This window comes from Novosphingobium sp. BL-S-21 (assembly GCF_055521655.1).
The window spans coordinates 645750-671970 of the sequence record NZ_JBVFVP010000003.1 but is presented as its reverse complement, the minus strand read 5'-3'; the positions used below and the strand labels follow the sequence as shown (position 1 = coordinate 671970).

22 protein-coding genes are annotated in these 26221 nt (G+C 64.9%); 10 read left to right on the top strand and 12 right to left on the bottom strand.

Going from position 1 to position 26221, the window contains the following annotated elements; all coding sequences use genetic code 11:
• Positions 1–63: 63 nt before the first annotated feature.
• The 5 genes from ACZ1J6_RS25405 to ACZ1J6_RS25385 all read right to left on the bottom strand — a co-directional run bounded on the left by ACZ1J6_RS25405 (position 64) and on the right by ACZ1J6_RS25385 (position 5641).
• Positions 64–1479, bottom strand: a complete 1416-nt coding sequence (locus tag ACZ1J6_RS25405) for an MFS transporter (RefSeq protein ID WP_465128486.1) — start codon at positions 1477–1479, stop codon at positions 64–66.
• Positions 1480–1481: 2 nt separating this feature from the next.
• Complete coding sequence (locus tag ACZ1J6_RS25400; RefSeq protein WP_465128485.1) at positions 1482–2489, bottom strand: phosphotransferase enzyme family protein; 1008 nt, start codon at positions 2487–2489, stop codon at positions 1482–1484.
• The gene (locus ACZ1J6_RS25395; RefSeq protein ID WP_465128484.1) at positions 2467–3300 is read right to left on the bottom strand and encodes an alpha/beta fold hydrolase; all 834 of its coding nucleotides are present in this window, start codon (positions 3298–3300) and stop codon (positions 2467–2469) included. Before ACZ1J6_RS25395 ends, ACZ1J6_RS25400 begins: the two co-directional genes overlap by 23 nt.
• A 71-nt stretch (positions 3301–3371) precedes the next feature.
• A complete protein-coding gene (locus tag ACZ1J6_RS25390) occupies positions 3372–4772 on the bottom strand; it encodes an MFS transporter (protein ID WP_465128483.1) in 1401 nt (466 codons plus the stop codon).
• The gene (locus ACZ1J6_RS25385; RefSeq protein WP_465128482.1) at positions 4769–5641 is read right to left on the bottom strand and encodes an alpha/beta fold hydrolase; all 873 of its coding nucleotides are present in this window, start codon (positions 5639–5641) and stop codon (positions 4769–4771) included. The genes ACZ1J6_RS25390 and ACZ1J6_RS25385 overlap by 4 nt, the downstream gene beginning before the upstream one ends.
• A 120-nt stretch (positions 5642–5761) precedes the next feature.
• Here ACZ1J6_RS25385 and ACZ1J6_RS25380 point away from each other — a divergent pair, with 120 nt between their 5' ends.
• The 8 genes from ACZ1J6_RS25380 to ACZ1J6_RS25345 all read left to right on the top strand — a co-directional run bounded on the left by ACZ1J6_RS25380 (position 5762) and on the right by ACZ1J6_RS25345 (position 14490).
• Positions 5762–7063: a M24 family metallopeptidase gene (locus tag ACZ1J6_RS25380; RefSeq protein ID WP_465128481.1), complete on the top strand. Its 1302-nt coding sequence runs from the start codon at positions 5762–5764 to the stop codon at positions 7061–7063.
• Complete coding sequence (locus ACZ1J6_RS25375; protein WP_465128480.1) at positions 7060–7908, top strand: LLM class flavin-dependent oxidoreductase; 849 nt, start codon at positions 7060–7062, stop codon at positions 7906–7908. The genes ACZ1J6_RS25380 and ACZ1J6_RS25375 overlap by 4 nt, the downstream gene beginning before the upstream one ends.
• Positions 7908–9134, top strand: a complete 1227-nt coding sequence (locus ACZ1J6_RS25370) for an LLM class flavin-dependent oxidoreductase (RefSeq protein WP_465128479.1) — start codon at positions 7908–7910, stop codon at positions 9132–9134. The genes ACZ1J6_RS25375 and ACZ1J6_RS25370 overlap by 1 nt, the downstream gene beginning before the upstream one ends.
• On the top strand, positions 9131–10126 hold the full coding sequence (locus ACZ1J6_RS25365; protein ID WP_465128478.1) for an alpha/beta fold hydrolase: 996 nt from the start codon (positions 9131–9133) through the stop codon (positions 10124–10126). Before ACZ1J6_RS25370 ends, ACZ1J6_RS25365 begins: the two co-directional genes overlap by 4 nt.
• A 140-nt stretch (positions 10127–10266) precedes the next feature.
• Entirely contained in the window at positions 10267–11475 is a 1209-nt protein-coding gene (locus tag ACZ1J6_RS25360; RefSeq protein ID WP_465128477.1) for an FAD-dependent oxidoreductase, read from the top strand.
• 50 nt (positions 11476–11525) lie between these two features.
• Positions 11526–11816, top strand: a complete 291-nt coding sequence (locus tag ACZ1J6_RS25355; protein WP_465128476.1) for a DUF1330 domain-containing protein — start codon at positions 11526–11528, stop codon at positions 11814–11816.
• A 118-nt stretch (positions 11817–11934) separates the two neighbouring features.
• A complete protein-coding gene (locus tag ACZ1J6_RS25350) occupies positions 11935–13398 on the top strand; it encodes an MFS transporter (RefSeq protein ID WP_465128475.1) in 1464 nt (487 codons plus the stop codon).
• A 30-nt stretch (positions 13399–13428) separates the two neighbouring features.
• Positions 13429–14490 carry an LLM class flavin-dependent oxidoreductase gene (locus tag ACZ1J6_RS25345; protein ID WP_465128474.1) on the top strand — a complete coding sequence of 354 codons (1062 nt, stop codon included), beginning with the start codon at positions 13429–13431 and terminating at the stop codon, positions 14488–14490.
• Between the two features lie 73 nt (positions 14491–14563).
• Here the strand turns inward: ACZ1J6_RS25345 and ACZ1J6_RS25340 are convergent, their stop codons facing one another.
• Complete coding sequence (locus ACZ1J6_RS25340) at positions 14564–14938, bottom strand: hypothetical protein (protein ID WP_465128473.1); 375 nt, start codon at positions 14936–14938, stop codon at positions 14564–14566.
• Between the two features lie 5 nt (positions 14939–14943).
• Positions 14944–16173, bottom strand: coding sequence for a class I SAM-dependent methyltransferase (locus ACZ1J6_RS25335; RefSeq protein WP_465128472.1), 1230 nt, complete (start codon positions 16171–16173; stop codon positions 14944–14946).
• A gap of 191 nt (positions 16174–16364) precedes the next feature.
• Between ACZ1J6_RS25335 and ACZ1J6_RS25330 the strand changes: the two genes are divergently transcribed.
• Positions 16365–17396, top strand: coding sequence for a DUF1838 family protein (locus tag ACZ1J6_RS25330; protein WP_465128471.1), 1032 nt, complete (start codon positions 16365–16367; stop codon positions 17394–17396).
• A gap of 159 nt (positions 17397–17555) precedes the next feature.
• Positions 17556–18611, top strand: a complete 1056-nt coding sequence (locus ACZ1J6_RS25325) for a Gfo/Idh/MocA family protein (protein WP_465128470.1) — start codon at positions 17556–17558, stop codon at positions 18609–18611.
• A 111-nt stretch (positions 18612–18722) separates the two neighbouring features.
• Here the strand turns inward: ACZ1J6_RS25325 and ACZ1J6_RS25320 are convergent, their stop codons facing one another.
• The 5 genes from ACZ1J6_RS25320 to ACZ1J6_RS25300 all read right to left on the bottom strand — a co-directional run bounded on the left by ACZ1J6_RS25320 (position 18723) and on the right by ACZ1J6_RS25300 (position 26169).
• Positions 18723–21209 carry a TonB-dependent receptor gene (locus ACZ1J6_RS25320; protein WP_465128469.1) on the bottom strand — a complete coding sequence of 829 codons (2487 nt, stop codon included), beginning with the start codon at positions 21207–21209 and terminating at the stop codon, positions 18723–18725.
• A gap of 1205 nt (positions 21210–22414) precedes the next feature.
• Complete coding sequence (locus ACZ1J6_RS25315; RefSeq protein ID WP_465128468.1) at positions 22415–23050, bottom strand: isochorismatase family protein; 636 nt, start codon at positions 23048–23050, stop codon at positions 22415–22417.
• The gene (gene leuD / locus ACZ1J6_RS25310) at positions 23047–23676 is read right to left on the bottom strand and encodes a 3-isopropylmalate dehydratase small subunit (RefSeq protein ID WP_465128467.1); all 630 of its coding nucleotides are present in this window, start codon (positions 23674–23676) and stop codon (positions 23047–23049) included. Before leuD ends, ACZ1J6_RS25315 begins: the two co-directional genes overlap by 4 nt.
• Positions 23676–25082 carry a 3-isopropylmalate dehydratase large subunit gene (gene leuC / locus ACZ1J6_RS25305; RefSeq protein WP_465128466.1) on the bottom strand — a complete coding sequence of 469 codons (1407 nt, stop codon included), beginning with the start codon at positions 25080–25082 and terminating at the stop codon, positions 23676–23678. The genes leuD and leuC overlap by 1 nt, the downstream gene beginning before the upstream one ends.
• Before the next feature lie 85 nt (positions 25083–25167).
• Positions 25168–26169, bottom strand: coding sequence for an alpha/beta fold hydrolase (locus ACZ1J6_RS25300; RefSeq protein ID WP_465128465.1), 1002 nt, complete (start codon positions 26167–26169; stop codon positions 25168–25170).
• Positions 26170–26221 lie beyond the last annotated feature (52 nt).

Sequence of the window (26221 nt, the reverse complement as noted above, 5' to 3'; positions counted from 1 at the left end):
TTCCCCCTGGGTACTCCGCCATGGCCGGGCGATCGCGTCCGGCCTACGGCATGTGTGTTCGGATCAATTGGCGCCGCTGGACAGCAGGCCGGCGCATTCGCTGTCGCCCCGCGCGGCGGCGCGGCGCATCGCGCGCCCGGCTCCGGCGTAGAGTGCGGCGCCCAGCAGCAGGAACGGCGTGCAGACCATGGCAATCGACCAGCCCACTTGCGCCGGGTCGTGCAACACGCGCTCGGTCACGCTGGCAACCATAAGCGGGCCCAGGCTTGCGCCGATGATGGTGTTGAGCACGAGAGTGAGCGAGATCGCGCAGCCGCGCATGCGGGGAGGGACGAGGGACTGCAAGGTAGCGAACATCACCGTGCCGATCACCGAGAACACGGCATTCGACGAGGCTACCAGCACCGTGGCCAGGTGAAGTTCGCCTGCCAGCACCGCCAGGACCGAGGGTAGGGCGAACAAAGGCGCGAACGCCAGGATCGCGAAGCGCGCCATCGTCCGGCCCGAGCGCATCGAGCGGTCCAGCATGGTCCCGCCGATCAGCGGGCCGATGGCGGAGAACAGGATCGAAAGCGGCCCAAGCCACTTGCCGAGGAAGGCGGCATCGGCGCCGTAGCCGCGCAGAAGCATCGTCGGCGCCCAGGCGGAACCGCCGTAGGCCACCGTGAAGCAGGTCGCGAAGCCGAAGTAGAGCGGCAGGAGCACGCTGCGATTGCGCCAGAAATAGGCCGCTTCGGCTGCGCCGGGCAAGCGCGGCACGGATCCGGCGGCGGCCTGGACCTGCCGGGCGGGCTCTCGCGTGAAGGCAAGCAGCCCCAAGGCTACCAACAGCCCGCTGGCGCCGAACACCACGAAGACGATCCGCCAGGGCACGAGGTGGCCGATCAGTGGCAGGCCGAGGAAAGCGCCTGCACCGGCGGCCGTCACCAGCAGGCCGGTCAGCGAGATGGCCACGCCGTTCGCGAGCCCCTGTCCCATCATGTAGAACGAGATCGGCCGTCCGCGGCGCGCCGGTGAGAACAGGTCCGCGATCAGCGAGATCGCGGCCGGTCCCAGCGCGGCCTCACCCAGACCCACCAGCAGACGGGCGGTGAACAGCGAGCCGAAAGTCTGGGCCAGCCCGCTGCCGATCGTCGCCACGCTCCACAGCGCGATCCCCGCGACGATCAGGTTGCGGCGAGAGATGCGATCGGCGAGCAGGCCCATCGGCAGTCCCATGAAGGCATAGAACAGCCCGAAGGCGAGGCCCTGCAATAGCCCGATCTGCTCGTCCCCGATGCCGATGTCAGCGCGCACCGGGTCGACCAGGATGTTGAGCGCCGCCCGGTCGATGACCGAGAGAACCCCTGCCAGGAACAGCATGAAGACCATGATCCACGCGGACTTGCCGCCCGGCCACGAGCCTTCCGCCACCGGGCGGGGGCCGGACGATGACATCGCCGCAGCCTCCGCCCTGTCGAGCGCGATCGGGCCGTTCATGGTCAGAGCAGGCCGCAGGCGCGGGCGCGGGTCTTCACATAATCGCCCAGCCAGTCGAGATTGCGGAAGCGCAGGGTGCCGCGCCCTACCGCCGTCGAGCTATGGGCCATGCCCGCGATCAGGCGAAGAGCCTTCGCCATCAGAAACAGCTCGGAATTCTCGGTCTCTTCCTTGGTGAAGGGCCGCACCGACTGGTAGCCGTCCTCGAAAGCCTCGCCGATCTTCGGGTCGAAGCCGTAGAACAGGTTGCCCCAGACGAAGTTCTGCACGTCCTGCATAAGGAAGTCTTCGCCCGCGGCGTCGAAGTCCAGCAAGGTGATGCCGCCGTCCTCGGCGACGTGGACGTTGCTGGGGTGAAAATCGCGATGGCACACGCCCAGCGGTACTTTTCCGGAGGCGGCAAGTTCGTCGAGCCGCTTGTCGAGGTTGGCGGCGATCACCGGATAGTCGCGCAAGTCATCCGGCCGGTCGTAAACGAAGTCTATAAGGGCCGGCATGCAGATGTTGTAGTCCTTGGCCGTTTCGGTCGAGAACCGGTGCTCCGGCCCGGCCCAAGCATCGCCAAGCAGGTGCATCCGGGCCATGGCGGCGCCGATGCGGAAGGCGGTCTCCTCAGACAGACGGTCGCCGAACTTCACGCCCGGCGCCCAGTCGTAGAGCGCAATGGCGCGTTCGCCCTCGGGGGAGAGCACCTTGAAATAGAGCTTGCCATCATGCTGAGGCACGCCGACCGAGGCGGGGAAGCCCTGCTCGCGCAGGTAATCGAGGAAATCGAGTTCGTAGGCTACGTCGTCAACGTGGCGGTAGGTCTTGCGCCAGACGCGCAGGGCGTACTTAGCTTCCTCGTCCTGGACGAGGTAGACGTCGTTCATGCCCCGGTAGAGCAGGAAACAGGTAAGCTCGCCCTTGACGGGATAGCGGCGCGCCACTTCGGCGGCGATGAACTCGGGATGGAGGACCGAGTGCGAAACCTCGGCTACCGGTAGGTCAGAGGCGGTCAAGGAAGTCACGCAATTCATGGGCAATACGCTCCGAGGCAAGATCGAAAATGTCTTTGTTGAGATCGAGAAGCTGGACCGTGCGGCAGTCCGGCATGCGCGCGGCGGCCTGGAGAGACACTTCGAGAAGGTCTTCCCCCGTCTGCACGAGCACGGCCGGTTGGGTGACGAGACCGAGGCGCGAGAAATCCCACGACCAGACGCCGCTGTAGGCCCAGGTAAACCGGTGGAGCACGCGCGACTTGTCGGCGAAGTTCCAAACCGCCTTGTCGAGCGGCTGCGCAGGGTTGCGGTTGGTGACGATGTAGCTCCAGAGCCTGCCGAGCAGGCCCAGAATAACTTCGCCGCTTTCGTCCGGCTCCGGGAAGTTGCGCGCCTCTTCAAGCTTGGCCGCAAGCGTGGCTGGATCGAACATCGGAATGCCGGTCAGCCCGAGCGCGCGGACCTTGTCCGGACGGGCGATGGCCAGTTCGCAGGACAGCAGCGTGCCGGTGTGGAAGCCGTAGAGATCGACCTTGCCGGTCAGCACGCCCTCGGAATCAAGCGCGTCGAGAGCGTCCGAGAAGGCGGCGGCATAGCCTGCCATCCCCGGCGGCGCGGGCGGCGCGTCGGACATGCCGTAGCCCGGCGTGTCGAGGGAGACGACGAGACGGTCGGTCGCCAATTCGCGGATCAGGGCCTCGTACTCGTAGGAGGACGAAGGGTTCTGGTGCAACAGCACGATGGGCGTGCGTCCGGCCTGTGCAGATCCGGCGGTGCGGTAGTGCATCTGACCGTGGCGGCAGGTGGTATAGGCGCGGCGGATCGAGGATGTATCGGTCATGAAGGCAGAATGCTCGCTGCTTTGCGCACCTTGCACGTCCAAAGCGGAATCTCCGCTGTTCGGGGATCGGTTCATGCCACTGCGTGCCCGAGGCCTTCGGCGGTTTCCAGGCGAGCGGCGGCGAGCTTGTCCTCGTCAAGGTCGTAGGCCCAGAGGAACAGGCCGTTGATTGCGAACATGACCGCCGGGATCACCGAGAATCCGAGCTTGAGCGCCAGCATGGCGCTAGCGGGCTGAGCAACGATGGCGCCGCCGGTGGTCGGAACGTAGCCCAGCGCGTGGAGGAACACGCCCAGCACTGCGACGCCGAGGGCGAAGCTGACTTTCTCGATCACGGCGATGGCGCTGGAGAGAAGCCCCTCGCGTGCCTCGCCGGTCAGCAGGCGGTCATAGGCCTGGGTATCGCCCAGCATCGAAATCGACATCAGAATGATGGCGCCTGAGCCAAGGCCGCCGCCGATGCCGCGCAGGACGATACCGGTCGTGGTGATTGAGTGGTCGGCCAAGAGCCAGCTCAGCGTGGTCAGGCAGAACAGCACGACGCCCGCCAGATACGTGCGGCGCTTCCCGAAGCGCTTTCCGGTCCAGACCCACAGCGGCATGACCAGCGCGGTGACGACGTTCTGCGTCACGGCAAAGGCGATCTGGCCGCTGTAGCCCACGCCCACGACGTTGAGCATGAACAACAGCATCGTCGAGGCAACCGAGGCGAATGACAGGAACTGGAACACCTTTGCGCCGAGCAGCATCATGAAAGGCCGGTTGCGGGCGATTGCGCGAAGCTGTGCCGGACCGGGCAGGTGCTTGCCGGAACCCGGCGCGGTGCCGTGGTTCACCGGGACGGCGAGCGCCGTCGCCGTCATTGATCCGCCGATGATGAGCGCCATGACCACGCCCATGGTGGCGAAGCCGGAACGGCCGGCGCCGCCGCTCTGGATCAGCCACGCGGTGCCCGCCATCGCCAGGAGCTGGCCGATCGAGACGAACACGGTGCGGAACGAGATCAGGCGCGTGCGTTCGTGGAAGCCGTCGGTCAGTTCGGCGGGCAGGGCCATGTAAGGCACGTTGAACAGCGAATAGGCGGTGGAGTAGATCACCAGCCCCGCGATCATCCAGAGCAGCAGCGCTCCTTCGGACAGGACCGGCGGCGCGAACAGCATCACGAACGAGACGGCCGAAAGCAGCGCTCCTCCCATGAGGAACGGCTTGCGCCGGCCCCAGCGGGTGCGGGCGCGGTCGGACAGGCTGCCGATGGCGACGTCGATCACCGCGTCGGCCAGCTTGGAGATCATCAGCAGGTAACCGGCGATCTCGGGCGACTGGCCCAGCACCGTGGACATCAGCGCGGGAAAATATGTCGTGACGGTGTTGAGCATGATCGACACGCCCACCGTACCGATCCCGAAGCCGAGGCAGGTCCTGACGCTCAACCGGGCATCGGCCCGGCCATCCTTCGAAACCGACATTTTCATGCTATCTGCCTCTTGAGGAATTTGGCCATGGCGGCGGCCTTGGCTGCGGGCGATCCACCGGTAACCGCCTCGTGCCCGTTGGCCAGCAGGCCGAGTGCGGTCTTCACCGAAGCATTGAGCAGGGCGAGTTCGGTCTCGGGCTTGAGCAGCAGCGTGGGCGCGGTGATCAGGGCCATGCGCTCGAAAGCGCGGTAGCGGAACGCGGCGATGTAGGGCTTGGGATAAGTGTCGAGCGCCTTGAGTACGTCCAGCGTGATCCGGTGCAGCACCTGCGGCGGCGGCATCGGCACGGAAAGCCGGTGCTCGGCGTCTTTCAGGAAATGCGGAAAGAACAGCGCCTGGTCGCGGCAAAAGTTGAACGCCCAGACCAAGTGGCGGCCATACTCGTCCGGCTCGACCACCGGGGCGTAATTGGCGATCACCGTTTCGCGCAGCTCGTCCTCGTATTCGGTAATGCCATCCAGCACGAGGCAGCGCACGCGGGCGGGATAGCCGGCGGCAAGCTCGCAGGCGATGCGGGCGCCGGTGTGAGTGCCGTACGCATCGACCGCCCCGAAGCCCAGCGCGTTGCAGAGGCGGTCCATGGAATCCGCGAAATAGGCGATGTCGGGCTCGGCAGGCCCAGGGGCGGCGGAATCGCCGTTGCCGAGCGTATCCGGCGCGACGATCTCGCCAAGGAATCCCGCCGCGCGAAGGGCCGTCATCAGGTCCTGCATGAACCATGAAGATGCGGGCGAGGCGTGAAGCAGGAGCAAGGGCCGGTGCGCGGCGTCGGCCGCCGGCAGGCGGCGCAAGTGAACCTGCCCCTCATCGAGCCGGACGAAGGCACGCTCGATCTGAAGGGTATCGGGAATCTCGGGTTCGTTCATGAGGGCCGAGGCTATCGCAGGCCGGACACGCGCCGCCCCTCCATGCAAACTTGATCGGCAGGCGAATAGTTTTATCCCCCCACCCCGGATTGCTAAGCGGCCAGGTTCATAATCGCCGTCATGGACACATCCTTCCTTCCTGACGACGGCGCGCTTCTGGCGGCGCTCGAGCACGAGGGGCCGATCAATCTGGCCCGTGCGATCGCTGTGATGGAACGACACGATCTGGCGGGCCTGGTGCTGGGCGATCCGGTGAACGTGTTCCACGCGTTGGGGCACTGGCCGCAGATAGGACGGACCCGGCCCGGACAACCTCCGGGGACTTTCGCACTGCTAGCGCGCGAGCGGCCCGGACAATGGGGCCTCGTTACCAGCCGTTTCCTCCATCACTATAGCTGGGCCGATGGACGCTCCCGCAGCGACGTGGCCGTCTGGCTCTACGACGCGCTCGGAGACGCGGGCGACGACACCCCGGCGCAAGTGCCGGACACGTCCGTCCTGCCGCGCCGAACCAGCAGTCCGCTGACTGGCGCTGAGGCTCATCGCGAGGCAATTTCCGCGCGTGAGGCCGGGGCCATGACGGCGCACGGGGATGCCGGGGCGGCTATCGCGGTGGCCATGCGCGGTCTTGGCTTGTGGCAGGGACGGATCGGCTATGACCACGCAGTCATTGCCGAAGTCGCCCTGCGCCGCGAGCATCCCGGCAAACTGGTGCAGGCCGACAATATCCTGCGCGAGATCCGCCTCGTGAAATCGCCCCTGGAGCACGCCTTGATGGCCCGCGCGGCGAAGTCCAATGTCGATGCGCTCAATGCCGTGGGCCGCGCGATCCGTGCCGGTGCCGGCCATGCTGAGTTGCAGGCCCTGTTTCGCATGGAAACCGCCGCGCGAGGCAATACGGCGGTCTTCCTCAATGTCGACCGCGTCTCCTCGGACCTGTCGCGGATCGAGGTAGCAGATGGGCAGACGCTGATGCTTGACGGTGTCAGCCAATACCTTGGTTACCACGGCGATTTCGCCCGCACCGTCTTCGTCGGCGAGCCGACCCGCGCCGCTGCCCGCGCGGCTCAAGCGGCCGCCTTCGGCTGGCAAGCGGTACGTGAGAAGCTGCGGCCGGGCCTGCGCTATTCCGAGATCGCGATGCTGGGCGAAGCGGCCATCCGCAAGGCCGGATACGAGGCTGTCATAGGCTTCGGTCCGCACAGCGTCGGCTTGGCCCATACCGACGAGCCGGGCGAAGTCCACGGCGGTTTCTGGCGCAAGCCGGACATCGTGCTGGAGCCGGGCATGATCCTCTCGGTCGACTGCCCGACGCTGGATATCGGCATCGGCGGCTCGGCCCATTGCGAAGACCTCGTGCGCATTACCGAGACCGGTTGCGAACCCATCCATCCCCTTCATGAACCGGTGATCATCGTATGACCAGACCTTTCATCCTCTCCGCCTCGATCGCCGAGGCCGCCTTCGCCATTCCCGAAAGCGCCGCGCCGATCCTGCGCGCAGCCGAAGCGGCCGGTCTCGACCTGCTGGTCATGGGTCGCTCCGGCGCGCGTCCCTTCGATGCGCAAGTGATGCTGGCATGGGCGGCGCCGCTGACCTCGCGGCTCGGCCTGGTCGCCACGGTTCCAGCGTCGAACGCGCACCCCTTCCACGTTGCCCGGGCGCTTTCAGCCATCGATTTCCTGAGCGCGGGACGCACCGGCTGGTCGGTGGTATCCGAAGGCGCGCCGCAAGGCATGGGCGAGGACATGGTCGCCGCCGCCCGCGCGCTGTGGGATGGTTGGGGCAGCGATACGCTGATCCTCGACAAGGCAAGCGGGCGCTATCTCGATGCGTCGAAAGTCACCGCCTCGAACTACGCAGGCGCGTTCTTTAAGGTGGCCGGTCCCGTCAACGCCATGCGCCCGCCGCTTGGCCATCCGCTGCTGGTGGTGGACGGAGACGCGCCACTCGCCGTAGCCGATGCCGATATCGCGCTGTTTGCCGATGGACAGCCAGTGCCTTCGGCAAGCAAGCGCTTGCTCAAGGTTGCGCCGGATGCCGATCTTGCAGAAACGGTAGCCCGTTTCGAGGCCGGTGAGATCGACGGCCTGCACTTTACCCTTACCCAGGCCCTGTCGCAGCTTCCCCTGATCGGCGCGCGTTTCGGCGCTCTCGTTTCGGCGCGCTTGGCCGAGAGCGGCGACCTGCGTGCGCGGCTTGGCCTGCCAATCCCTTCCACCGCATCCAACCAGCCCGACGGCGCCGTGATCCCGGAGAACGCATGATGGACAAGCAAATTCACCTCTGGGCCTTTCTCCAGGGCATCGGCTTCTTCCCGAGCGGATGGATGCATGAACGCGCGAACCCGGCGGGCGTGTTCTCGATGGACTACTACGCCGGCGTTGCGAAACTAGCCGAACAGGGCATGTTCGACGCGATCGTCTTCGGCGATCAGCTCCAGTCGCGCGGGGCGGGTGGTCGCACGCCGGAGCGCATGGCAATGCCGACGCTCGATCCCGTCAGCCTGCTGACCGCGATGGCGGCGGTGACGAAGCATGTTGGCCTCGTCGCCACGGTTTCAACGACATATAACACCCCGCAAATGCTCGCCGAGCGCTTCGGTACGATGGAGCGTATTTCCGGCGGCCGTGCGGGCTGGAACATCGTCACCACCGCGCATCCCGACACCGCCCCTAATTTCGGCGAAGACGACCTCCCGCCGAAGGATGAACGTTATCGCCACGCCAAGGAAGTCGTCGCCAAGGCCTGCGAACTCTGGTCGGCGATGGACCGCGAAGGGCCGATGCTCCCCCAGGGGCGCCCGGTCCTCGTCCAGGCGGGCCAGTCGCCCGACGGGCGCGATTTCGCGGCGCGCACGGCCGAGGCGATCTTCTGTCCGGCCGCCAATATCGAGGCCGGCGTGGATTTCCGTAGCGACTTGCGCACCCGCATCGCCGCTGTGGGCCGCGATCCCGACGGCGTGCGGATCATGCCGGGCCTGTCCTGCGTACTGGGCGGCACCGAGGAAGAGGCGCGCGCCGCCCATCTCGCCATCCTCGACCTTGCCGACGATGCACTGGCCATCGAATATCTCTCGGAATCGCTGGGCTGCGACCTGACCGCCTTCGATCCTGCCGGCGCGATCCCGGTGGACACGATCCTCGACCGAACGATCCTGCCCAAGGCCGACATCGCCCGCGCCATCACGCCTGCGCAGGAAAAGGGCACCCCGCTCGGCGCTTTCGCGGCCAATTTCATGCGCCATCCGCGCGGTCATAACGTGTTCCTCGGCACGCCCGATCAGATGGCGGACATGATGATCGCCTGGCGCGATGCCGGTGCCTGCGACGGTTTCACCCTTCAGCCCAGCTATATGCCGGGCGGGCTTGAGGACTTCGTGGAACAGGTCGTGCCGCTGCTCCAGCAGCGCGGGCGTCTTCGGACCGAATATCCCGGCAGTACCTTGCGCGAGACGCTGGGCCTGCCCGTACGAGAGCCGGTGGCGGCATGAAAAAGCGCCATATCCTTCTGGGCGCGCTTGGCGCGCTGGTACTGATTGGCGGTGGAAGCGTACTGGCCCTGCGGGCAGGAGCCGGTGAGAGCGACCGGGCGAAACTCGAAAAGCGCTGGGCCGACGGCCCCTCGCGTTTCGTCATCGTGGACGGTGTGCGGGTGCACGTACGCGAGGAAGGCCCGGTGCGAGCGCCGGTCGTGGTCCTGCTTCACGGTTCGATCGTCAACCTCCACGAATGGGACGGCGTCGCCGAGCGGCTCAAGGACAGCTACCGGGTGGTCCGCTTCGACTGGTCGCCTTACGGGCTGACCGGCCCCGATCCTTCGGGCGTCTATTCCACGCCGCGCTCCGCTCAGCTGATGGACGGGCTGATGAAGCAGCTTGGGCATGACAGCTTCGCGGTCGTCGCGACGTCCAACGGATCGAACGTCGCGCTTGAGTACAACCGCGCCTATCCGGGACACGCTACGGCCATGGCGTTCTCGATGCTGCCTCTGGAACGGCCGAGCCAGACCCGCAAGGTCGATCCGCGACTGGCGTGGATGCTCTCGTTCCACAAGGCAGTGCTTCCAAACTGGCGCTCGCACTGGTTCTGGAAGCTGATGCTGGAGGACACTACTCCTCCTGGCTTCGTGCCGACCGATCGCATGGTCGATCAGATTTACGACATGAACAACCTGCCGGGCGCGCTGGGCCGCCAGGCGCAGTACATCCAGGCCAACGTCAAGGCGTTCACGACTTCGGATGTCGGAGCAGTGGCGGAAACGGTGCGCGTGCCGGTGTTGCTGCAATGGTGCAGCTATGACGACGTGATCTCGCAAGGGGCAAAGGCCTCTGTCGCCCGCTTTACGCATGCGCCCGTCGAACTCATCGAATATCCCGACCTTGGCCATTTCCCGATGTGGGAGAATCCGCAGAAGTTCACTCGCGACCTCAAGCGCTGGCTGGACAAAGTCACGCCTGCTGCCGTTCCGGCCGCGAAGTCCTGAACAGGTCCACCCAAACGTCTCCCTAAACATCGCAGCCCCGATCCAGCTCACCGTGCCTCGGATAGAGTCACGGTCGGCGCCGCAAGCCCGGACGGCAGCTTTTAGGCCTGTCGGCCCCGTTGAATGGAGTTTCATCGCAAATGTCAGTGAAAGATCGTTGCCAGGTAGCGATTGCCGGTGCCGGCCCTGTCGGCACGGTCATGGCGACGTTGCTGGCGCAGCAGGGTATCTCGGTGATCCTGCTCGAAGCCGGACAGGACTGTGCGCAGGATTTGCGCGCTTCGACCTTCCACCCGCCGACGCTCGAAATGCTGGACGATATCGGCATCACACCGATGCTGCTGGAAACCGGCCTCAAGGCTCCGGTGTACCAGTGGCGCGACCGCGCTTCGGGTGAAGTGATCGAATTCGATCTCAGCGAGTTGCACGACGTCACCCGCTATCCCTTCCGCATCCAGTGCGAGCAGTACCACCTTTCCCGTGCGCTGGCCTCGGGGCTGGACAATCATTCCAATGCCGATGTTCGCTTCGGCAATCGCCTGCTTTCGTTCGTGCAGGAAGAGAGGGGCGTGGACCTTGCCGTTGAGACGATGATGGGTATCGAGCGCATCCGCGCCGACTTCCTGATCGGCGCGGACGGCGCGAATTCGATCGTGCGCAAGTGGCTCGGCACTCAATTCGACGGGTTCACTTATCCCGAGCGGTTTTTGACCCTTTCGACGGAAACCGACCTCTGCCAGTTCTTTCCCAACCTTTCGCTGGTGAACTACGTTTCCGACCCGCAGGAATGGCTGGTGCTGCTGAAGGTGCCGTCCGTCTGGCGCGTGCTGGTGCCGGTGAACGGCGCGGTGGACGAGGCGGAACTGACTTCCGAAGTCAACAAGACGGCGATCTTCGAGCGTCTCATGGGCGACGGCGCCTCGGTCGTCACGCATCACCGCACGCTTTACCGGGTCCACCAGCGCGTGGCCCAGTCATTCCGCGAGGGCCGCGTCATGCTGGTAGGCGACGCTGCCCATCTCAACAATCCGCTCGGCGGCTTCGGCATGAATTCGGGCATCCACGATGCCTTCAACTTGTTCGAGAAGCTGCTGCCGGTGCTGAAGGGACAGGCGGCGATCGAGCCCAACCTGGCACTCTACGACCGCCAGCGCCGCGAAGTGACGCATAGCTTCACCCAGGCCCAGACCAAGCAGAACATGGCCTTCATCAGCGGTGGTCGCGGATCGGCACACGATGCGCGCCGGCGCGAGTTCCTGGCGATCAAGCAGGACGATGAACGCCGGCGTGCCTACCTCATGCGCCAGGCGATGTTCCAGAGCCTGGAGGACGCGGCTTTGATCCGCTGATCGGCGTGGAACCGGACTTTCCGGTCCGGTTCTCATTTCGGAGACAGAACATGCCTGCCTGGTTCGTCATCACTACGAAAGTCCACGACCGCGAGGCGTTCATGTCGGGCTATTCTCCGGCAGTTGCCCGGCTCGCCGAGGAATGGGGTGCGCGCTATGTGCTGCGCGGACGGAACGGCCGGGTGCTTGAAGGCGAGGGCCATGAGGGCGGCGGTGCGGTCGTCATGGAGTGGCCCGATGCCGTAACCGCCATGGCTTTCTGGGAATCGGCCGAATACGCCGAGGTGAAGAAGCTGCGCGATGGCATTGCCGAGGTCAGCGTGACACTCGTCGAAGGGTGATCCCGCTCGGCTCTCCGCTCTGCGGAGACTGCGCAGAAACGGCGCGGCAGGCGGCTGCCCGCAGGCACCTTCGCAAGGGACGGCATCGACTGGGATGCACGGCAGGAGGGCAGCAGGCTTGACCAGCGAACCAACCGGCGCGGGAACGATTTCGCGCGCCATCGATATTCCACAGACCATCGCTCCGCCTGCCGGTTCCAAGCCATCAGGCTCGAGGACATGGCGCATCCGGTTCGGCTCGCTTATGATCCCGCTGGCACATGCTGCGGGGCAGAACGTCGTCACCGTGCTGGGCCTGCGCTTCATGACCGACAGCCTTGCCATCTCGGCAGGGGCGGCGGGCCTCATCTTCGCGCTGGTCAAGATCTACGACGGTTTCCTCGATCCGGCGGTCGGTGCCTGGAGCGACCGCGCGGTGACGCCCTGGGGGCGCCGCCTGCCGTTCCTCTTCGCGGGTGGCATCGCCATGCCGCTGGGCCTCGCGCTATTGTTCGGGGCGCCGGACATGGGCTCTATCCTGCTAGCGCAAGTCTTCGTCACGCTGGCGCTGGCGATTCACGCCACCGGCTATACCTTGCTGACGATCCCGGGCTTCGCGATGGTGGTGGAAAGCTCGTCCGACCCGCACGAACGTACCCGGCTCATGGCCTGGCGCACGTACGGAAATGCCATCGGCACCTTGATCGGATCGACGCTTCCTGCGTGGCTGCTCGGCCTGACCGGGCCGACGCGCGGCGGGCATCTGCTGCTGGCGATGGTCGTGGGACTAGTGGTCCTGCTGGCAACAGTGGTGGCGGTCCGTCTGCTGCGCGACGCCCCGCGGACACAGGCGCGTGCCGCCACTGGGATCGTGCGTCGCAATCCGCTGGTTGCACTCGGCCGGCAGGTCAGGCTCGCCTGGGACAACCGACCTTTCCGCATTCTGGCCATCGCGCATGTCTTCCTGCTGTTCGGCACCGCGATCGGGTCGGCTGCGCTTGCCTATTTCACCCGTGTCGTGCTCGGGCTGGGCGATGAAGTGCTGGGTACTTACTTCATGATGGCGACCGTGATGATGGTGCTGGGCATGACCGTATGGGTCTGGCTTTCCGGCCGGGTTGGCAAGAAGGCCTGCTACATGGCCTCGCTGGCACTGTTCGGACTGGTGCAATTAAGCTGGCTCGCCGCCGCGCCAGGCGAGAGCATGGTGCTGGTCTCTGCGCGCGGCCTTGTCAGCGGCTTTGCGGGCGGCGGCATGATCCTGTGCGCCTATGCCCTGCTGTCCGATGCCGTGCGCTATGACTACGTGCAGAGCGGCGAGCGGCGGGAGGGCGCGTTCGCGGGCTTCACGACGCTGTTCGACAAGCTCTCCTCCGCCGCGGCGCTGGCTGCGATGGGGGCGTTCCTGGGGGCGATGGACTACGTTCCTTCGAGCAGCGGACAGGCGGCCGTTCAGGGCGAGCGGGCGATTCTGGCAATCATGCTGTGCGAATCCGCGATCCCCGCGGCGGCCATGCTCTGTGCCATGGTCGCCCTGTGTTTCTACCGCCTCGATCCCGCGCAGCTTCAGGCGCTGGAGAACGGGCAGCATTCGCAAGCCTGAACTTCAGGCCCCATTCCGGGAACTCATGCCATGTCACGCAAACCCATCGAACTCGTCGGCCTCGTCTCGCCCTATCGGGGCTGCGAGGCGAGCGTCGAACCCGCCGTTTACGACCCTGCCTTCGTTGCCCAATGCGCGCGCGCCTATGAGGCTGCGGGCTACGACCGGGTACTGATCGGCCAGAACGCAAAGTCGGCCGACAGCCTCGTCACCGCGACGTGGGTGGCGGCGGCGACAAGCCGCCTCAAGCTGATGGTCGCGCATCGTCCCGGTTTCATCGCCCCGACTATGGCCGCACGCGCGTTCGCGACGCTTGATCAATTCTCCGGCGGAAGAGCGGGCGTCCACATCATCACCGCGTTTTCCGACATCGAAACCCGCTGTGACGGCGATTACCACTCCAAGCAGGAGCGCTATAACCGCAGCCGGGAATATGTGCAGGTCATGCGCCGGATATGGGCAGGAGAGCACCCCGTCGATCATGAGGGAGACTGGTATCAGTTCGAACAGGCGGGCAGCGAAGTGCGCCCGGTGAACGGCGGCGTACCGGTGTTCTGGGCCGGAACTTCGGAACTGGGCTTGCGCTACGGCGCCGAACTGGCGGATGTCTACGCGCTCGGGCCGGGCAGTGTGGCGCAAGTCGGCGAACTGGTCGGCAAGATAAAGCGGGAGGCTGACGTCCACGGCCGCGATCCGCGCTTCTCGATGTCGATGCGCCTGGTGGTGGCGGACAGCGACGAGGCGGCATGGGATCGCGCCCGCGACCTGCTGCGCGGCGTCGAGGCGCGGCAGGCCGAGTACGGGGCGCTGGGCCGCGATCTTGGCCGTGCGGCACAGGATGCGGCGGAGCGCGCAGTGGAGGCGGACGATGCCGCGCTGGACCCATGCCTGTGGACCGGGCTCACCAAAGCGACGCAAGGTCGCCTTCAGGTCATGTGCCTTGTCGGATCGCCCGGAACCCTAGTGAGGGCCCTGATGCGCTACCGCGAGGCGGGGATCGACAATTTCCTCGTCACCGGGTTCGATTGGCTGGCCGACACACACCGCGTTGGAACCGAAATCGGCCCGGAACTGCGGCGCCTGGCGGATTGAGGCAGACGGGAGGCACCAAAAAGCCGCCGATGCGTGAGGCACCGGCGGCTTTTTCGTGCCTCCCGACAGCGCCCTACTGCTGCGCGATATCGGCGATGGTCTGGTTATAGGCGGCCTCGGTCTGGGCCTTGGCCGCTTCGTCGGCATCCTTGAGCTGAAGATAGAACAACCGCTGGAGGAAATCCTGGCGGCGCTGCTCACGCTCTTCCAGGGCATCCTGGTCAAACTGGAGCGCCTCGATCCCGGCGGCAAGGTCAAGCCCCGAGGCCTTGGCGACACGCTCGGCGGAATCCAACCGGTCGCGCAGGACGCACATCTCGTTGGCGAGCACCATTATCATCGACATGGCCGCATCCAGACCGGGCGTGTCGTAGAACTGCGGGCGCTTGCCCGTGGCGTGGCGGATGACGTGCGGCCGTTCGGCGGTGGTTTCTTCAGTCATGGTCATGTCGTTCACGCGGCGAGGGCCTTTGCTTCGGGCTTGCGGGCAATGAGAACTTCCCAGCCACCGCCGGGTGCGAATTCGCCGGCAGTGAAGTCACGCTCGGCAACATGCTCGGAGGCTTCCTGGCTGTAGCCCTCGGCGGCGGCCGCGAACTCCATCACGGCCATCGGCGCGGTATCGAAACGCACATCTGCGCGGTCGAACCCTGCCTTCTCGGCCAGCGCGATCTGGTCCATATCGCGCATGGCGCCCCAGAACGGCTCGTTGTTATACCAGGTCTCGTTATCGAGAATGAACTGGGTGAACGGGTCCATGAGGTCGAAGGGAGGAAGGTCCGCGTGGATCATCAACCCGCCTGGAGCGAGCACGCGGTGCGCTTCCTGGAAGATCTTGGGCATGGCCTTGCCGCTGGTCTCGTGCAGCAAGATATGGCTGACCACGAGGTCGAAGTGGCCATCGGGGAAGGTAGTCTGCTCGGCGCTCATCTGCGCGAAGTTGACTTCCTGTCCCATCGCGGCGGCGCGGGCATGGGCATAGCGCACAACTGGCGCGCCGACGTCGATGCCCCAGACTTCGGCCTCGGGGAACAGTTCCTTGTAAGGTAGGGTCGAATGGCCGACCGTACAGCCCATGTCGAGGATGCGGCGGGGCTTGAAATCAGGCCGGTTGCGCTTGAGGTAGTTGACCACCGAGCGGCCCATGTCGTCGTTGTCGGGGCCGGTGTAGCCCATCGCATAGAGGTAGACGCCCCGGTCGTAGAGCGCGCCCACCGAAATGTCCTGCGCGCAGACTTCCGAGCAGTAGCCGCCGGGCATGCAGTGGATGTCGAGTGCGGTGACATAGCGGGGCGGGACGAAATCGTCGGGAATCTGGAGCTTTGCCGGGGTGGATGCGGAAAGTTCCTTCGCCTTTTCGAGCAGTTCGGGAAGTTGGCGGTCCACCGAGCCGTTCACCGATTCCCACAGCAGTTCCTGCGCGATCCGGTTCGCGGCGGCATAGTGCTGGAAGTAGAGGTCGCCCACCATGCCGGTGCGAATGTCGCGCCGGTCGGCAGGAACGCGGCCGTGCTGTTTCTCGAAGGTCTGCGAGACACGGGTCTGAAAGACCGGGCTGAGGCCGGGCAGCAGGCCCGACTGAATGAAGCCCTTGAAGCTTTTGGCGAATTCCTGGCGTGACGCTTCGTCGGCCGTGGCCTTGGGCAAGGCGGCATGCGCCGATTGCTGGAAAGTGTTGAGCATGGGTGCAACTCCGGCTTGATCCTGTGCGCGGGTTTGTTTCTGCGGCGTCTGGGCCTCGATGGCACTCGGGCGCCGCCGGCTATCCGCGTGGCGAACACCGCACCCTAGCGCGATGCCGCTGGCTTTCGAAAGCGCAAAAAACCGATCAGCCGGATCGACCGGGATATTCGAATCCAACAGGGGACCATCGAATGGACGACATGAAGTTCTCCCGCCGCGAAAGCCTTGGGCTTGCGGGGCTCGCGGCCGGCATGGCGGCCGCGCCCTCGCTGGCCCAGGCCGCGGCCGCTCCCAGTGCTGCCACGCCGGCGTTCAAGACCAAAATCGATTTCAAGGACCCTGAGTGGAACCGCGACGTCTACGTCCGCATCGACGCCGACATTGATCCGACCAAGGAAAAGTGCGGCTGGCTGAAAGGCAAGGCCTATGGCGTGCGCCCGAATGAACCGGTGCGACAGCTTTTCGGCGTCGAAGGCTTCAGCTTTACGCGCACCAAGCGCCTCGAGGATGGGTCCTACCGCCGCATGCTGCGGGAGATCGTGTTCTATCGCGATCTGGAAACCGGGGAAATTCTCAAGACCTGGAACAATCCCTATACCGGCGAGACCGTCAAGGTCGTGCCGATCGCAAACGATCCGTTCAACTTCACGATCGGCCAATGGGCGCCGGAGCCCCCGTCCTATGGCGGTCTCAACAAGGATAAACCGGCGCGCAAGCCTTTCCTTCAAGACTGGCAGGAAGGCCCCAACGGCACGCTGATCCTGCGCACCGACATCGACATGCAATATCCCAATGCGCTCGATCCGGCGAAATGGGTGCGCGAATCTTCAGGGCCGATGAACCGCGTGTCCGAGCATTTCATCTATACGGTGAAGCGCGAGGATGTCGAAAATCCGCGCCTCACTCATATTCCGCACATCGGCGCCTGGAGCCGTATCACGCCCTGGCTGCCGTGGATGCTGATGGGCCAGGCAGAAGGCCACGTCGACTACTTCACCCATTTCCAGACCATCGAGGACGGTGTGAAGGGGCTCCCTGCCGATCTCGTGGCGGCCGCCCGTGCGATGGACGAGAAGTGGCTCCATGCCCCGACCGAGGATTACGGCCCCTCGCTGTCGAGCCTCGAAAACTACGCCCGTGAAGAGAAGCCCTCGCCGGTTCCGGCAGGCTGGACGCCGCCCAAGCCGCCACCGGCACCGAAGGCGTTGGTGCGAGGAAGCTAGGCGTTCGCGCAAGACCGTTCTAGCTCGTAAAGCGGCTGGCGGGGATGACCCGCCGGCCGTTTTCTTATCCGACCTTCGGACAGATGCTCGCAACACGTGTCATCGTGAGAGCTGCGGCGGACTCCTGGCGGGATCATCAAAAAACGACGGAACGCGTGCATGACCGACCTGATGAATTCAGCCCGAGACTTCCCCCCGCTGGGGATCGCCGTGATCGGCTGTGGTCGCATTTCCAGCGCACATCTTGCCGCTGTCGCTGCGCTGCCGGGGCAGCTTCGCCTTGTCGCAACCGTGGATGCCGATCTTGCCGCCGCGCAGGTCGCTGCTGCGCCGCTTGGCGCATTGGCGCTCCGCTCTCTGGAGCAGGCTTTGGCATTGCCTGAGGTGGACGCGGTGCTGATCGCCACACCCAACGCACTCCACGCCGAGCAGTCGCTTGCGGCGCTGTGGGCAGGGCGCCATGTCCTCGTCGAGAAGCCCGTGGCCGAAACCGGCGACGAGGCCGCCATGCTGGCGCGCGAGGCCGAGGCGCGGGGGCTGGTGCTGGCGGCCGGGCATACCTTCCGCCATAACGCTGCCGTTCGCCATATCACTGACAACCGCGAGCGCTTCGGCCGCCTGCGCGCAGTGGAAGTGTCTTCCTGCGTGAAGTGGGACGGCCCGCAGGCGCCCTGGTGGGCAGAGCGCAAGCCCGAGGAAGGCTTGATCCTTTCGCTCTTCGCGCCGCATTCGCTCGACTTCGTTCAGCTTGTCATGGGGGACGATGATCCCGTTCGTGTCCATGCCGAGGCTGCGCGTCACCAGTCCAGCTGGCAGGGCGAGGATGAGGCGATGATTCTCATGGCCTATCCTGGCCGCCGCATGGCGAGCGTCCACATTTCTTACAATCAGCCTTCGCTGCTCGATCGCAAGGTGCTCCATTTCGATAAGGGCGTGCTGGAGATCGAGCACGGCGAGATCCTCAGCTGGAACGGGGAGGTGCTCGTGACCCCGCCGGCAGGCGTACTGGTCAATCCGCGCGCGATGGGCGGGCGGGCGCTGGGGCACTATTTCACGGATCAGCTCGTAGAATTCGTGCGGGCCGTGCGCGGGGAGACCCATCGCTGCCCGACCGGGCACGACGCGGCCCGGCTGATAGCGCTGATCGACCGGGTCAAGGCCTCCGCCCGTGCCAATTCGGCGACCGATGCGATCGATCCACCCCCGCCCGCCTGAACGGGGATTGCACAGTCACCGCCGGTTGTTTGCACCGTATTACGAACGAACGAGAAAGAGCCGGGTGCTTTCGCACCCGGCTCTTTTCCTTTCATTCAGCCCTTTTCGGGATCAGAACCTGATCTTGGCCTGCACGCCTGCGGTGCGCAGCTCACCCAGACCCAGCATCAGCGCCGAAGTCCGCGCCGAGTAAGGGAAGCCGGGCGAAAGGACGTAGTTGTCCGAAACCGTAAGGGGTGTCTTGTTGTTGAAAATGTTGTTCACGAACACCTCGAGCGAGATGTTGCCGTGCTTGATGCCTGCGCGACCGTTGAACAGGTGAAGGTCGGGCGTACGCGCCAGGTTCGCCTCGTTCGACCAGACGCCCGACTTGAAGTTCCAGTCGCCCCGGACGAACCAGCTACCGTCGTCCCACCCGGAGATTTCGGTACCGACCTGGATGCCGACATTGGCCGAGTACTTGGAGGTGTTTTTCATCTCCTTGCCGGAATAGTCGTAGATGCCGGACAGAGAGCTGACTGTGGAACTGGCGAACGACTTGATGTCCGAGTCGTTGATCGCACCGGCGGCGTCGATCGTCACGAAATCGGTTGGGCGCCAGGACACTTCACCCTCGATACCACGCAGATTTACCGAACCCGCATTCATCGAAGCGGTGACGAAGCTGAAGCCGGTCGGTTGCGTCGCATCGGGTGCAACGATGATGGTCGAATTGATCTGGTTGCGCCACTGGGCATAGTAGGCAGCGAAGGAGTAGCGCACGGTCGATCCGATGCGGCCCTTGAGACCGATCTCGTAGTTCGTGATCTTTTCCGGCTCGATAGCCAGCTGCCCGCCGGCATCGGCCGCGGCCTGCTGAACGGATGCGGCCTGCGACAGGATATTGGTGTTGAACTGTGCCGGGTTCACACCCTTGGCCCAGGATGCGTAGACCATCGTGTCGGGATTGATCTGCCAGTTGACGATCGCGCGCGGAGTGAAGTTCTTGTACTTCGCGCTCGCGACCAAGGAGCCGCCGGTATAGAAGCCGGAGGGGATGAAGGCGCTGGAAAGCACGTTCAAACCGGCAGGACGGGCGAAAGCCTGTAGCTGGTCGATCTGATAGCGGCCTTCGAAGCTGGCCGAGATCGTATCGGTAAGGTCGTAGGTCGCACCGAAGAAGAACCCCGTGGTCTTGTTGCGGCTGAGGCCACCCGGCGACAGACTTGCCGCAGTGAGAGCTCCGGTACCGCCACCCAGACCCTGGAGCTGGTCGGCGCTGAGGTAGCTTACGCCCGCGACGCCGCGGAACCGACCCGAGGTGTAGGACAGGCGCCCTTCGACGGAAAAGTCGTCGATCTTGCGCTCGATCAGGTAGGGATAGTCGAAGTAACCCTGGCCGTAAGGGCCGGTCAGCGCTGTGCCGTCGTATCCGTCCAGATCGATCAGCGTGGTCCAGACTTCGCGGTTGTAGCCGGCGAGCGCGGAGGCGGTCAGGCCATCGGTGATGTCCCAGTCCAGCGTGGCATGGGCATGTTTGGTGCGGCGGAGCAGGCCGTAGCCCTGGACGCCCTCGGACGGATCGACGATGCGGTTGGTGCCGATGTTGAGGAACTGGCGAATGAAGTCGGTGTTGGTGACGTTTGCTGTGACCGGGTTGGCCATGGTCGGGATGGTGCCGCAGAAGTACGGGTTCTGCACCGGCGCTCCGGCGGGCAGGCCGGTCGCGGGGTTGAGCACGCCGCGCGTGTCGCCGGTTAATGTGCAGTTCGACTGGCTTTGCACGACGGTGGACCCATCGGCTGCCTTCACGTCATAGGCATAGAGGCGGGTCTGGGCGGCCGGGCCGTCCTTGTCCTCGCTAAGCATGCCGAACAACTTGATCGTGACGTCCGGCGAGGGAGTGATCGCAAAGAGGATCGAACCGCTCTTGGTCGACTGGTCACCCAGCGTCACGCCGTCCTGGTTCTTCCACGAGCCGTTCTTGGAATATTTCTCGCCGCTTACCCGGAACGAGATCAGGTCTTCGATGATCGGCCCTTCGATCGATCCGCGCAGACGCCAGTTGTCGCGTGTGCCGAGCATGCCAAGCATTTCGCCGCCCCACTCGTTGCCGGGCACCTTGGTCACGACGTTGATCGCGCCGGCGAAAGTGTTGCGGCCGAAGTAGGCGCTCTGCGGGCCCTTGATGATCTCGACGCGCTCGGGATCGCTGATCGCGCTGAGCTGCGAGGGCGAGGAGACGGCGACACCGTCGATGAACATCGACGTCGTGGTGGCCAGTGTCGTCGAGGGCGTCATGCCGCGCATCACGACCTGCTGGAACGAGCGGTCGGCGTGGCCGGAAGAGCTGTTATTGACGTTGATGCCAGGGGTTGAGGCGGCCATGTCGGTGACCGAGACGATGCCTTTGGCATCGAGAGTCTCCGAAGTGATCGCGGTCACCGTGACGGGAACCTTGAGGATGTCCTCGCCGGTCTTGCGGGCGGTGACGATGATGTCGCCGCCGGCGCCTTCGGGCGCGTCGGCGAGGGCCGGTGTCGCCCAGGTCATGCCTGCGACGAGCGCCATGGTGGAAAGCGTGGAAGCGAGACGGATCGTTGAAGAATTGCCAGTCATGTTTTCCCTCAATGCTGATCGAAGGACGCGCGGGGCGCGTCGCTTCAAATTGAGTCCCTGCTGCTTTGAACGGTTATTTTTTAGGCATCGGGAAGGCGCGTATGCGTCTCGTTATAATTAGATGCCGAAATCGCTTTATTTTATTTTCTTGTATTTCGTGTATATTGTAGGTGTTCGGTTGAATCGCCCTTGTTTGGCGAATCTTCCGTAAAAAATCTCATCCCTTGTTTGTTTGTTTTTATACGCTTGGGCGGTTTGCGACTTTTTTGTCAGTGATAGATTTACTTGAGTCTCGTCAGAATGACGCCGAATTTGATGCGTGTTCGCCTGTCGGATGTGGGAGGGTGCCTCAGCGGCCGCCCGCAACGTCGAGCGTGGTGCCGGTGACGTAGCTGGCCTCGTCCGAGCAGAGGTGGGGCAAGGCCCCGGCCACCCTCGCTCACAGGCCTGGACGGCGCATGGGAACCGTCCGAAATGGACTGTAATCAAGACCCTTCGCCTCCATGCGGCGCAAGAAAGGGCCGGCCAGTTCGGTATCGATGGGGCCGGGCGCGACCGCGTGTCTGGTGACGCCGATGTCCCCAGTTCGATGGCAAGATCGCGCACGAAGCCTATGACGCCGGCTTTAGCGGGGGAATAGGCGCAGGCGCGCATGTGCAGTGCGTTCCACACCGCGCCGTTGCGCGCGCCGGACGAGAGGCAGGCGATCTGCCCATAGCCGCGCTCGATCTGCCGGTCAGGAAAGCGTGGGTGCACAGATACATCAATCGCAGGCTGAGGCGCATGGTGGGACCCCTGTCCTCGACCGAAAGCGCTCATATCCGCCCCGCCCGCCCGCCGCCCACATTTTGGTCGAGAATTTCTACCGGCCTGAAGGCATGGACCGCAGCCGCGAGCGTGGTGACGGCAGGCTCGTCCGTCACGTTGGCGGGATGAAGCCGGACCTCACACGCGGGGCGCGATCATGGCGCGAGTACGGGCGAGGCGGTCGGCGTCGATGTCAGTGAGCACAAGCCGCGCGCCTTCCTAGGCGAAGCGGATGGCGCAGGCGCGGCCGATGCCGAGCCCGGCACCGGTGACGTGGCCGGTACGGCCCGCAAGGCGGTCTGTCTTGCAAAAGAGTTCGGTCATGGCCCGACGCTAAAGGGCAATCATCCCCGCGCGAGCAGGCCGGGCAGCGCTCTGTCCACCCGGTGGAGAGCCTGTCAGCCTTTCAGGCTGTCGATGAAGACCAGGGCTTCCTCCTCGCTGACGACATCGGCATACTTGGCATTCATGTCGAACAGGTTGGCCTCGTGCGGGGCGGCATGGCGGTCTCCGCAAGCTTCGGCGACGACGGCGGTGCGGAAACCATGGCTCATGGCATCGACACAGCTTGCCCGCACGCAGCCGGAGGTGGTGAGGCCGGTCAGGATGACGCTGTCGATCCCCGCCGCCGTCAACGTGGAGGCGAGCGAGGTGCCGAAGAAGGCGCTGGGATATTGCTTGGAAACCACCAGTTCGTCGTCGAACGGTTCAAGCCCCGGCCCAAAGGCGCCCATCGGGCTGCCCTTGAGGAAGTTCTTCAGCGGCATGGCCTTCTCGAAGAACCTGCCGCCGTCCAAACCGGTGGGATGGTAGACCACATTGGTGAGCACCACCGGTACAGCTGCCGCGCGGGCTGCGGCGCGCAGGCGCAGGGCCGATTCCAAAGCCGCGTCCACTTCGGAATAGAGCGCATTGCCGGGCTCGAAATAGGCCTGGCAGAAGTCGATCAGGATGAGCGCGGGGCGGGATCCGAAGCCTACCCGATTGTCGTATGCCTTGCGGTAGTTGGCCAGCAGATCTTCATCGCTGCTCATCGATTGGGTTCCTCTTTGTAAAGCCACGGTTGCGCGCTGCGCTGGCGCTGTTCGAAGGCGTCGATATCGGCGCCGTACTGGTTGACGATCTGGTCGGTCTCGTCCCAGCCCTTCAGCATCGCCATGCGGCGTTCGGGCGGGACTTCGAAGCTATAGAGAGGCTGCCCCTCGACGCGCAGTTCCTGCGCTTCGAGGTCGACGGTGAAGGTGGCGCCACTCTCCGCCGCGTCCATCAGGGGGGAGACATCCGCTTCGGGCAGCAGGACCGGGACCACGCCGTTGCGCAGGCAATTGGAGTAGAAAATTTCGCCGAAGCTTGACGAGATCACCGCGCGGGTGCCGCGCCCCAAGAGTGCCCAGACCGCCTGTTCGCGGCTAGAGCCCGAGCCGAAGTTGGCGCCTGCCACAATCACCGGCGCATCCCGGAAGGGCGCGGCATTGAGCACGTAGCCCGGCACTTCGACACCGCTCGCATCGAAACGGCGGTCATGAAAAGCATAGTCGCCGAGTCCGGCGCGCGCCGTGATCAGCAAGAAGCGTGCGGGGAAGATGATGTCGGTGTCGATGTTTTCCTCGCGCATCGCGGCGGCAAGGCCCGAGACGGTCGCGAAAGGTTGCTGGGGCATCAGGCGAAGTCCCTCACGTCGGCAAGATGGCCGGAAACGGCGGCGGCGGCGGCCATAGCCGGGCTCATCAGGTGCGTGCGTCCGCCAGGGCCCTGCCGTCCCTCGAAGTTGCGGTTGGAAGTGCTGGCACAGCGCTCACCAGGTGCGAGGCGGTCCTCGTTCATGGCCACGCACATCGAACAGCCGGCGAAGCGCCACTCGAACCCGGCATCGCGGAACACCTTGTCCAGTCCTTCGGCTTCGGCTTGCGTGCGGGTGGCGGCGGAGCCGGGCACGACGAGGGCGCGCACGCCGGCGGCCACCTTGCGGCCCTGCGCGATGCGGGCGGCGGCGCGCAAGTCTTCGATGCGGCCATTGGTGCAGGAGCCTATGAAGACATGATCGATGGCGATGCTGGACAGCGGCTGGCCTGCCTCTAGGCCCATGTAGGCAAGCGCCTTTTCGGTCTCGCGCCGCTCGGAGGCGTCGGCGATGGTGGCAGGGCTGGGAACACGCGCGCCGATCGGCAGGGTCTGATTGGGACTGGTGCCCCAGCTCACCTGTGGTTCGATCCGTGCGAGGTCGAGCGTGACAACGGCGTCATAAGTCGCACCCGGATCGCTGGCGAGTGTGCGCCAATAGGCCGTGGCGGCATGCCAGACGTCGCCTTTAGGCGCAAGGCGGCGGCCTTCGAGGTAGCCGAAAGTCACGAGGTCCGGTGCCACCAGTCCCATGCGGCTACCCGCCTCGATGGTCATGTTGCACAAGGTCATGCGCTCGGACATGGCCATGCCGGCGATCGCGGGGCCGACGTATTCCACTGCATGGCCGACCGCCCCGTGCGCTCCGATCTTCGCGATCAGCGCGAGCGCGATGTCTTTGGCGTCGATCAGCGGGTGCCGCTCGCCCACCAGCTCGACTTTCATCGTCCGCGCCTTGCCTTGCGGGAGGGCCTGAGCCGCCATGACGGTGCCTTGCTCGCTCGCGCCGATTCCGAAGGCGAGCGCGCCGAAGGCACCGTGGGTGGTCGTGTGACTGTCGCCGCAGACCACCGTGGTGCCGGGCAGGGTGAAGCCGGTTTCCGGCCCAATGACGTGGACGATGCCCTGTTCCGGTCCATCGAGGTCTGCATAAGGCACGCCGAACGCGGTGACGTTGTCTTCCAACTCGGCCACTTGCGCGCGTGCCTGCGGATCGGGAATCTCGCCGCCGCGCATCCGTGTCGGCACTGCGTGGTCGGCGACACCTAGATGGGTTTCTGGGCGGCGCAGCTTGCGGCCGCTCTCTCGCATGGCGACGAAAGCCTGCGGGCTGGAAACTTCGTGGACGATGTGGCGGTCGATGTAGAGCAGGCTGTCGCCGCCGGGCAGTTCGGCGACGACATGGCTGTCCCACAGCTTTTCGTAAAGCGTGCGCGGTGCGGTCATGGTCACCGCTTAGGCTGAATGGAGCGCGGCGAGGTCCTGCGGCGGCACAGTCTCCGAACAGCGGCCATTCGCACACCCGTTTCGGTTACTGCGCCAGCTTCGGTGTTCCGGCCTCGACGTAGGCGGCGATGAGCCGGGCGAAGCGGTCCGGTACTTCCAGCGGAGGATAATGGCCGACGTCCGGCATGACGATCTTGGAAATCTGCGCGTGCGAGAGATAGCGGGTAATCGCGGTAACCGCCGATTCCGGCAGCAGCGGATCGGCGCCGCCCCAGATCAGAAAGGTCGGCTTGTCGACCTTGGCCATTTCGATCGCGGCCTGCTTGCCGTCGCCGATGCGGGCGATGAGCGCAATCAGGTTCTTCTCGGGGACGCGGCGATAGAAATCGTAATATTCCTTGCGCGTCTGTGCGGAGATGCGGGTGGCATCGCCTGCGAAGTAGCTCAGGAACTGGTTCCAGAAGTCTTGATCCCGAAAGCCGGTCTCCTTGGCGCGTGCCTGCGCGTCGAGAAAAGCCTTGGGCATGACGAGGTGGCTGGTGTCGACCGGGTCGGAGGGCGTGTTGGACAGAATTAGCCGCTCGACCATATCCGGCCGCCGGGCCGCCAAGTACATGCCCATGGTGCCGCCGCTGGAGACGCCGATGAAAGTGACCTTCTTAATGTCCAGCTTATCCAGCAGCGCGATTGGCACGTCGGTGGGAACAAGCGCCTTTGCCGCCGCATCGGTGGCCCCATCAGAGAGGCCGTAGCCCGGCAGGTCGAAGCGTATTACGCGGTAGCGGGCCTTGAGCGCTTGCGTGATCCGGTCCCAGGTGCGCAGGCTGCTTTCGGAGCCGTGGACCATGAGCAGCACCGGCGCGCCGCGCGGGCCTTCGTCCTTGTAGTGGATGGAAAGGCCGCCCACGGTCGTGAAGCGGCTCTGATTGTCGGAATAGAGTTTGCGCAGCTGAGCGACCGTCAGCCAGGGATGGGCCGGCGCGGTCGCTGCAGGAGAAGCGGCGGGCTGAGCGGCGGCAGCTGGTATCGCCGCGAGAATAAGTGTCGCTGCAAGAGCGGCGGGGCGAATGCGGCGCAGTGACGGCACGTCTTCTCGGTCCTTTCACCAGGGGGCGGCATGACAGCCCAGGCTCCCTCGT

Excerpts from the sequence above, each read along its gene's own strand:
- ACZ1J6_RS25405 (WP_465128486.1), bottom strand. The coding sequence starts at position 1,479 with ATGAACGGCCCGATCGCGCTCGACAGGGCGGAGGCTGCGGCGATGTCA.
- ACZ1J6_RS25395 (WP_465128484.1), bottom strand. The coding sequence starts at position 3,300 with ATGACCGATACATCCTCGATCCGCCGCGCCTATACCACCTGCCGCCAC.
- ACZ1J6_RS25390 (WP_465128483.1), bottom strand. The coding sequence starts at position 4,772 with ATGAAAATGTCGGTTTCGAAGGATGGCCGGGCCGATGCCCGGTTGAGC.
- ACZ1J6_RS25385 (WP_465128482.1), bottom strand. The coding sequence starts at position 5,641 with ATGAACGAACCCGAGATTCCCGATACCCTTCAGATCGAGCGTGCCTTC.
- ACZ1J6_RS25380 (WP_465128481.1), top strand. The coding sequence starts at position 5,762 with ATGGACACATCCTTCCTTCCTGACGACGGCGCGCTTCTGGCGGCGCTC.
- ACZ1J6_RS25375 (WP_465128480.1), top strand. The coding sequence starts at position 7,060 with ATGACCAGACCTTTCATCCTCTCCGCCTCGATCGCCGAGGCCGCCTTC.
- ACZ1J6_RS25370 (WP_465128479.1), top strand. The coding sequence starts at position 7,908 with ATGGACAAGCAAATTCACCTCTGGGCCTTTCTCCAGGGCATCGGCTTC.
- ACZ1J6_RS25365 (WP_465128478.1), top strand. The coding sequence starts at position 9,131 with ATGAAAAAGCGCCATATCCTTCTGGGCGCGCTTGGCGCGCTGGTACTG.
- ACZ1J6_RS25360 (WP_465128477.1), top strand. The coding sequence starts at position 10,267 with ATGTCAGTGAAAGATCGTTGCCAGGTAGCGATTGCCGGTGCCGGCCCT.
- ACZ1J6_RS25355 (WP_465128476.1), top strand. The coding sequence starts at position 11,526 with ATGCCTGCCTGGTTCGTCATCACTACGAAAGTCCACGACCGCGAGGCG.
- ACZ1J6_RS25345 (WP_465128474.1), top strand. The coding sequence starts at position 13,429 with ATGTCACGCAAACCCATCGAACTCGTCGGCCTCGTCTCGCCCTATCGG.
- ACZ1J6_RS25340 (WP_465128473.1), bottom strand. The coding sequence starts at position 14,938 with ATGACCATGACTGAAGAAACCACCGCCGAACGGCCGCACGTCATCCGC.
- ACZ1J6_RS25335 (WP_465128472.1), bottom strand. The coding sequence starts at position 16,173 with ATGCTCAACACTTTCCAGCAATCGGCGCATGCCGCCTTGCCCAAGGCC.
- ACZ1J6_RS25330 (WP_465128471.1), top strand. The coding sequence starts at position 16,365 with ATGGACGACATGAAGTTCTCCCGCCGCGAAAGCCTTGGGCTTGCGGGG.
- ACZ1J6_RS25325 (WP_465128470.1), top strand. The coding sequence starts at position 17,556 with ATGACCGACCTGATGAATTCAGCCCGAGACTTCCCCCCGCTGGGGATC.
- ACZ1J6_RS25320 (WP_465128469.1), bottom strand. The coding sequence starts at position 21,209 with ATGACTGGCAATTCTTCAACGATCCGTCTCGCTTCCACGCTTTCCACC.
- ACZ1J6_RS25315 (WP_465128468.1), bottom strand. The coding sequence starts at position 23,050 with ATGAGCAGCGATGAAGATCTGCTGGCCAACTACCGCAAGGCATACGAC.
- leuD (WP_465128467.1), bottom strand. The coding sequence starts at position 23,676 with ATGCCCCAGCAACCTTTCGCGACCGTCTCGGGCCTTGCCGCCGCGATG.
- leuC (WP_465128466.1), bottom strand. The coding sequence starts at position 25,082 with ATGACCGCACCGCGCACGCTTTACGAAAAGCTGTGGGACAGCCATGTC.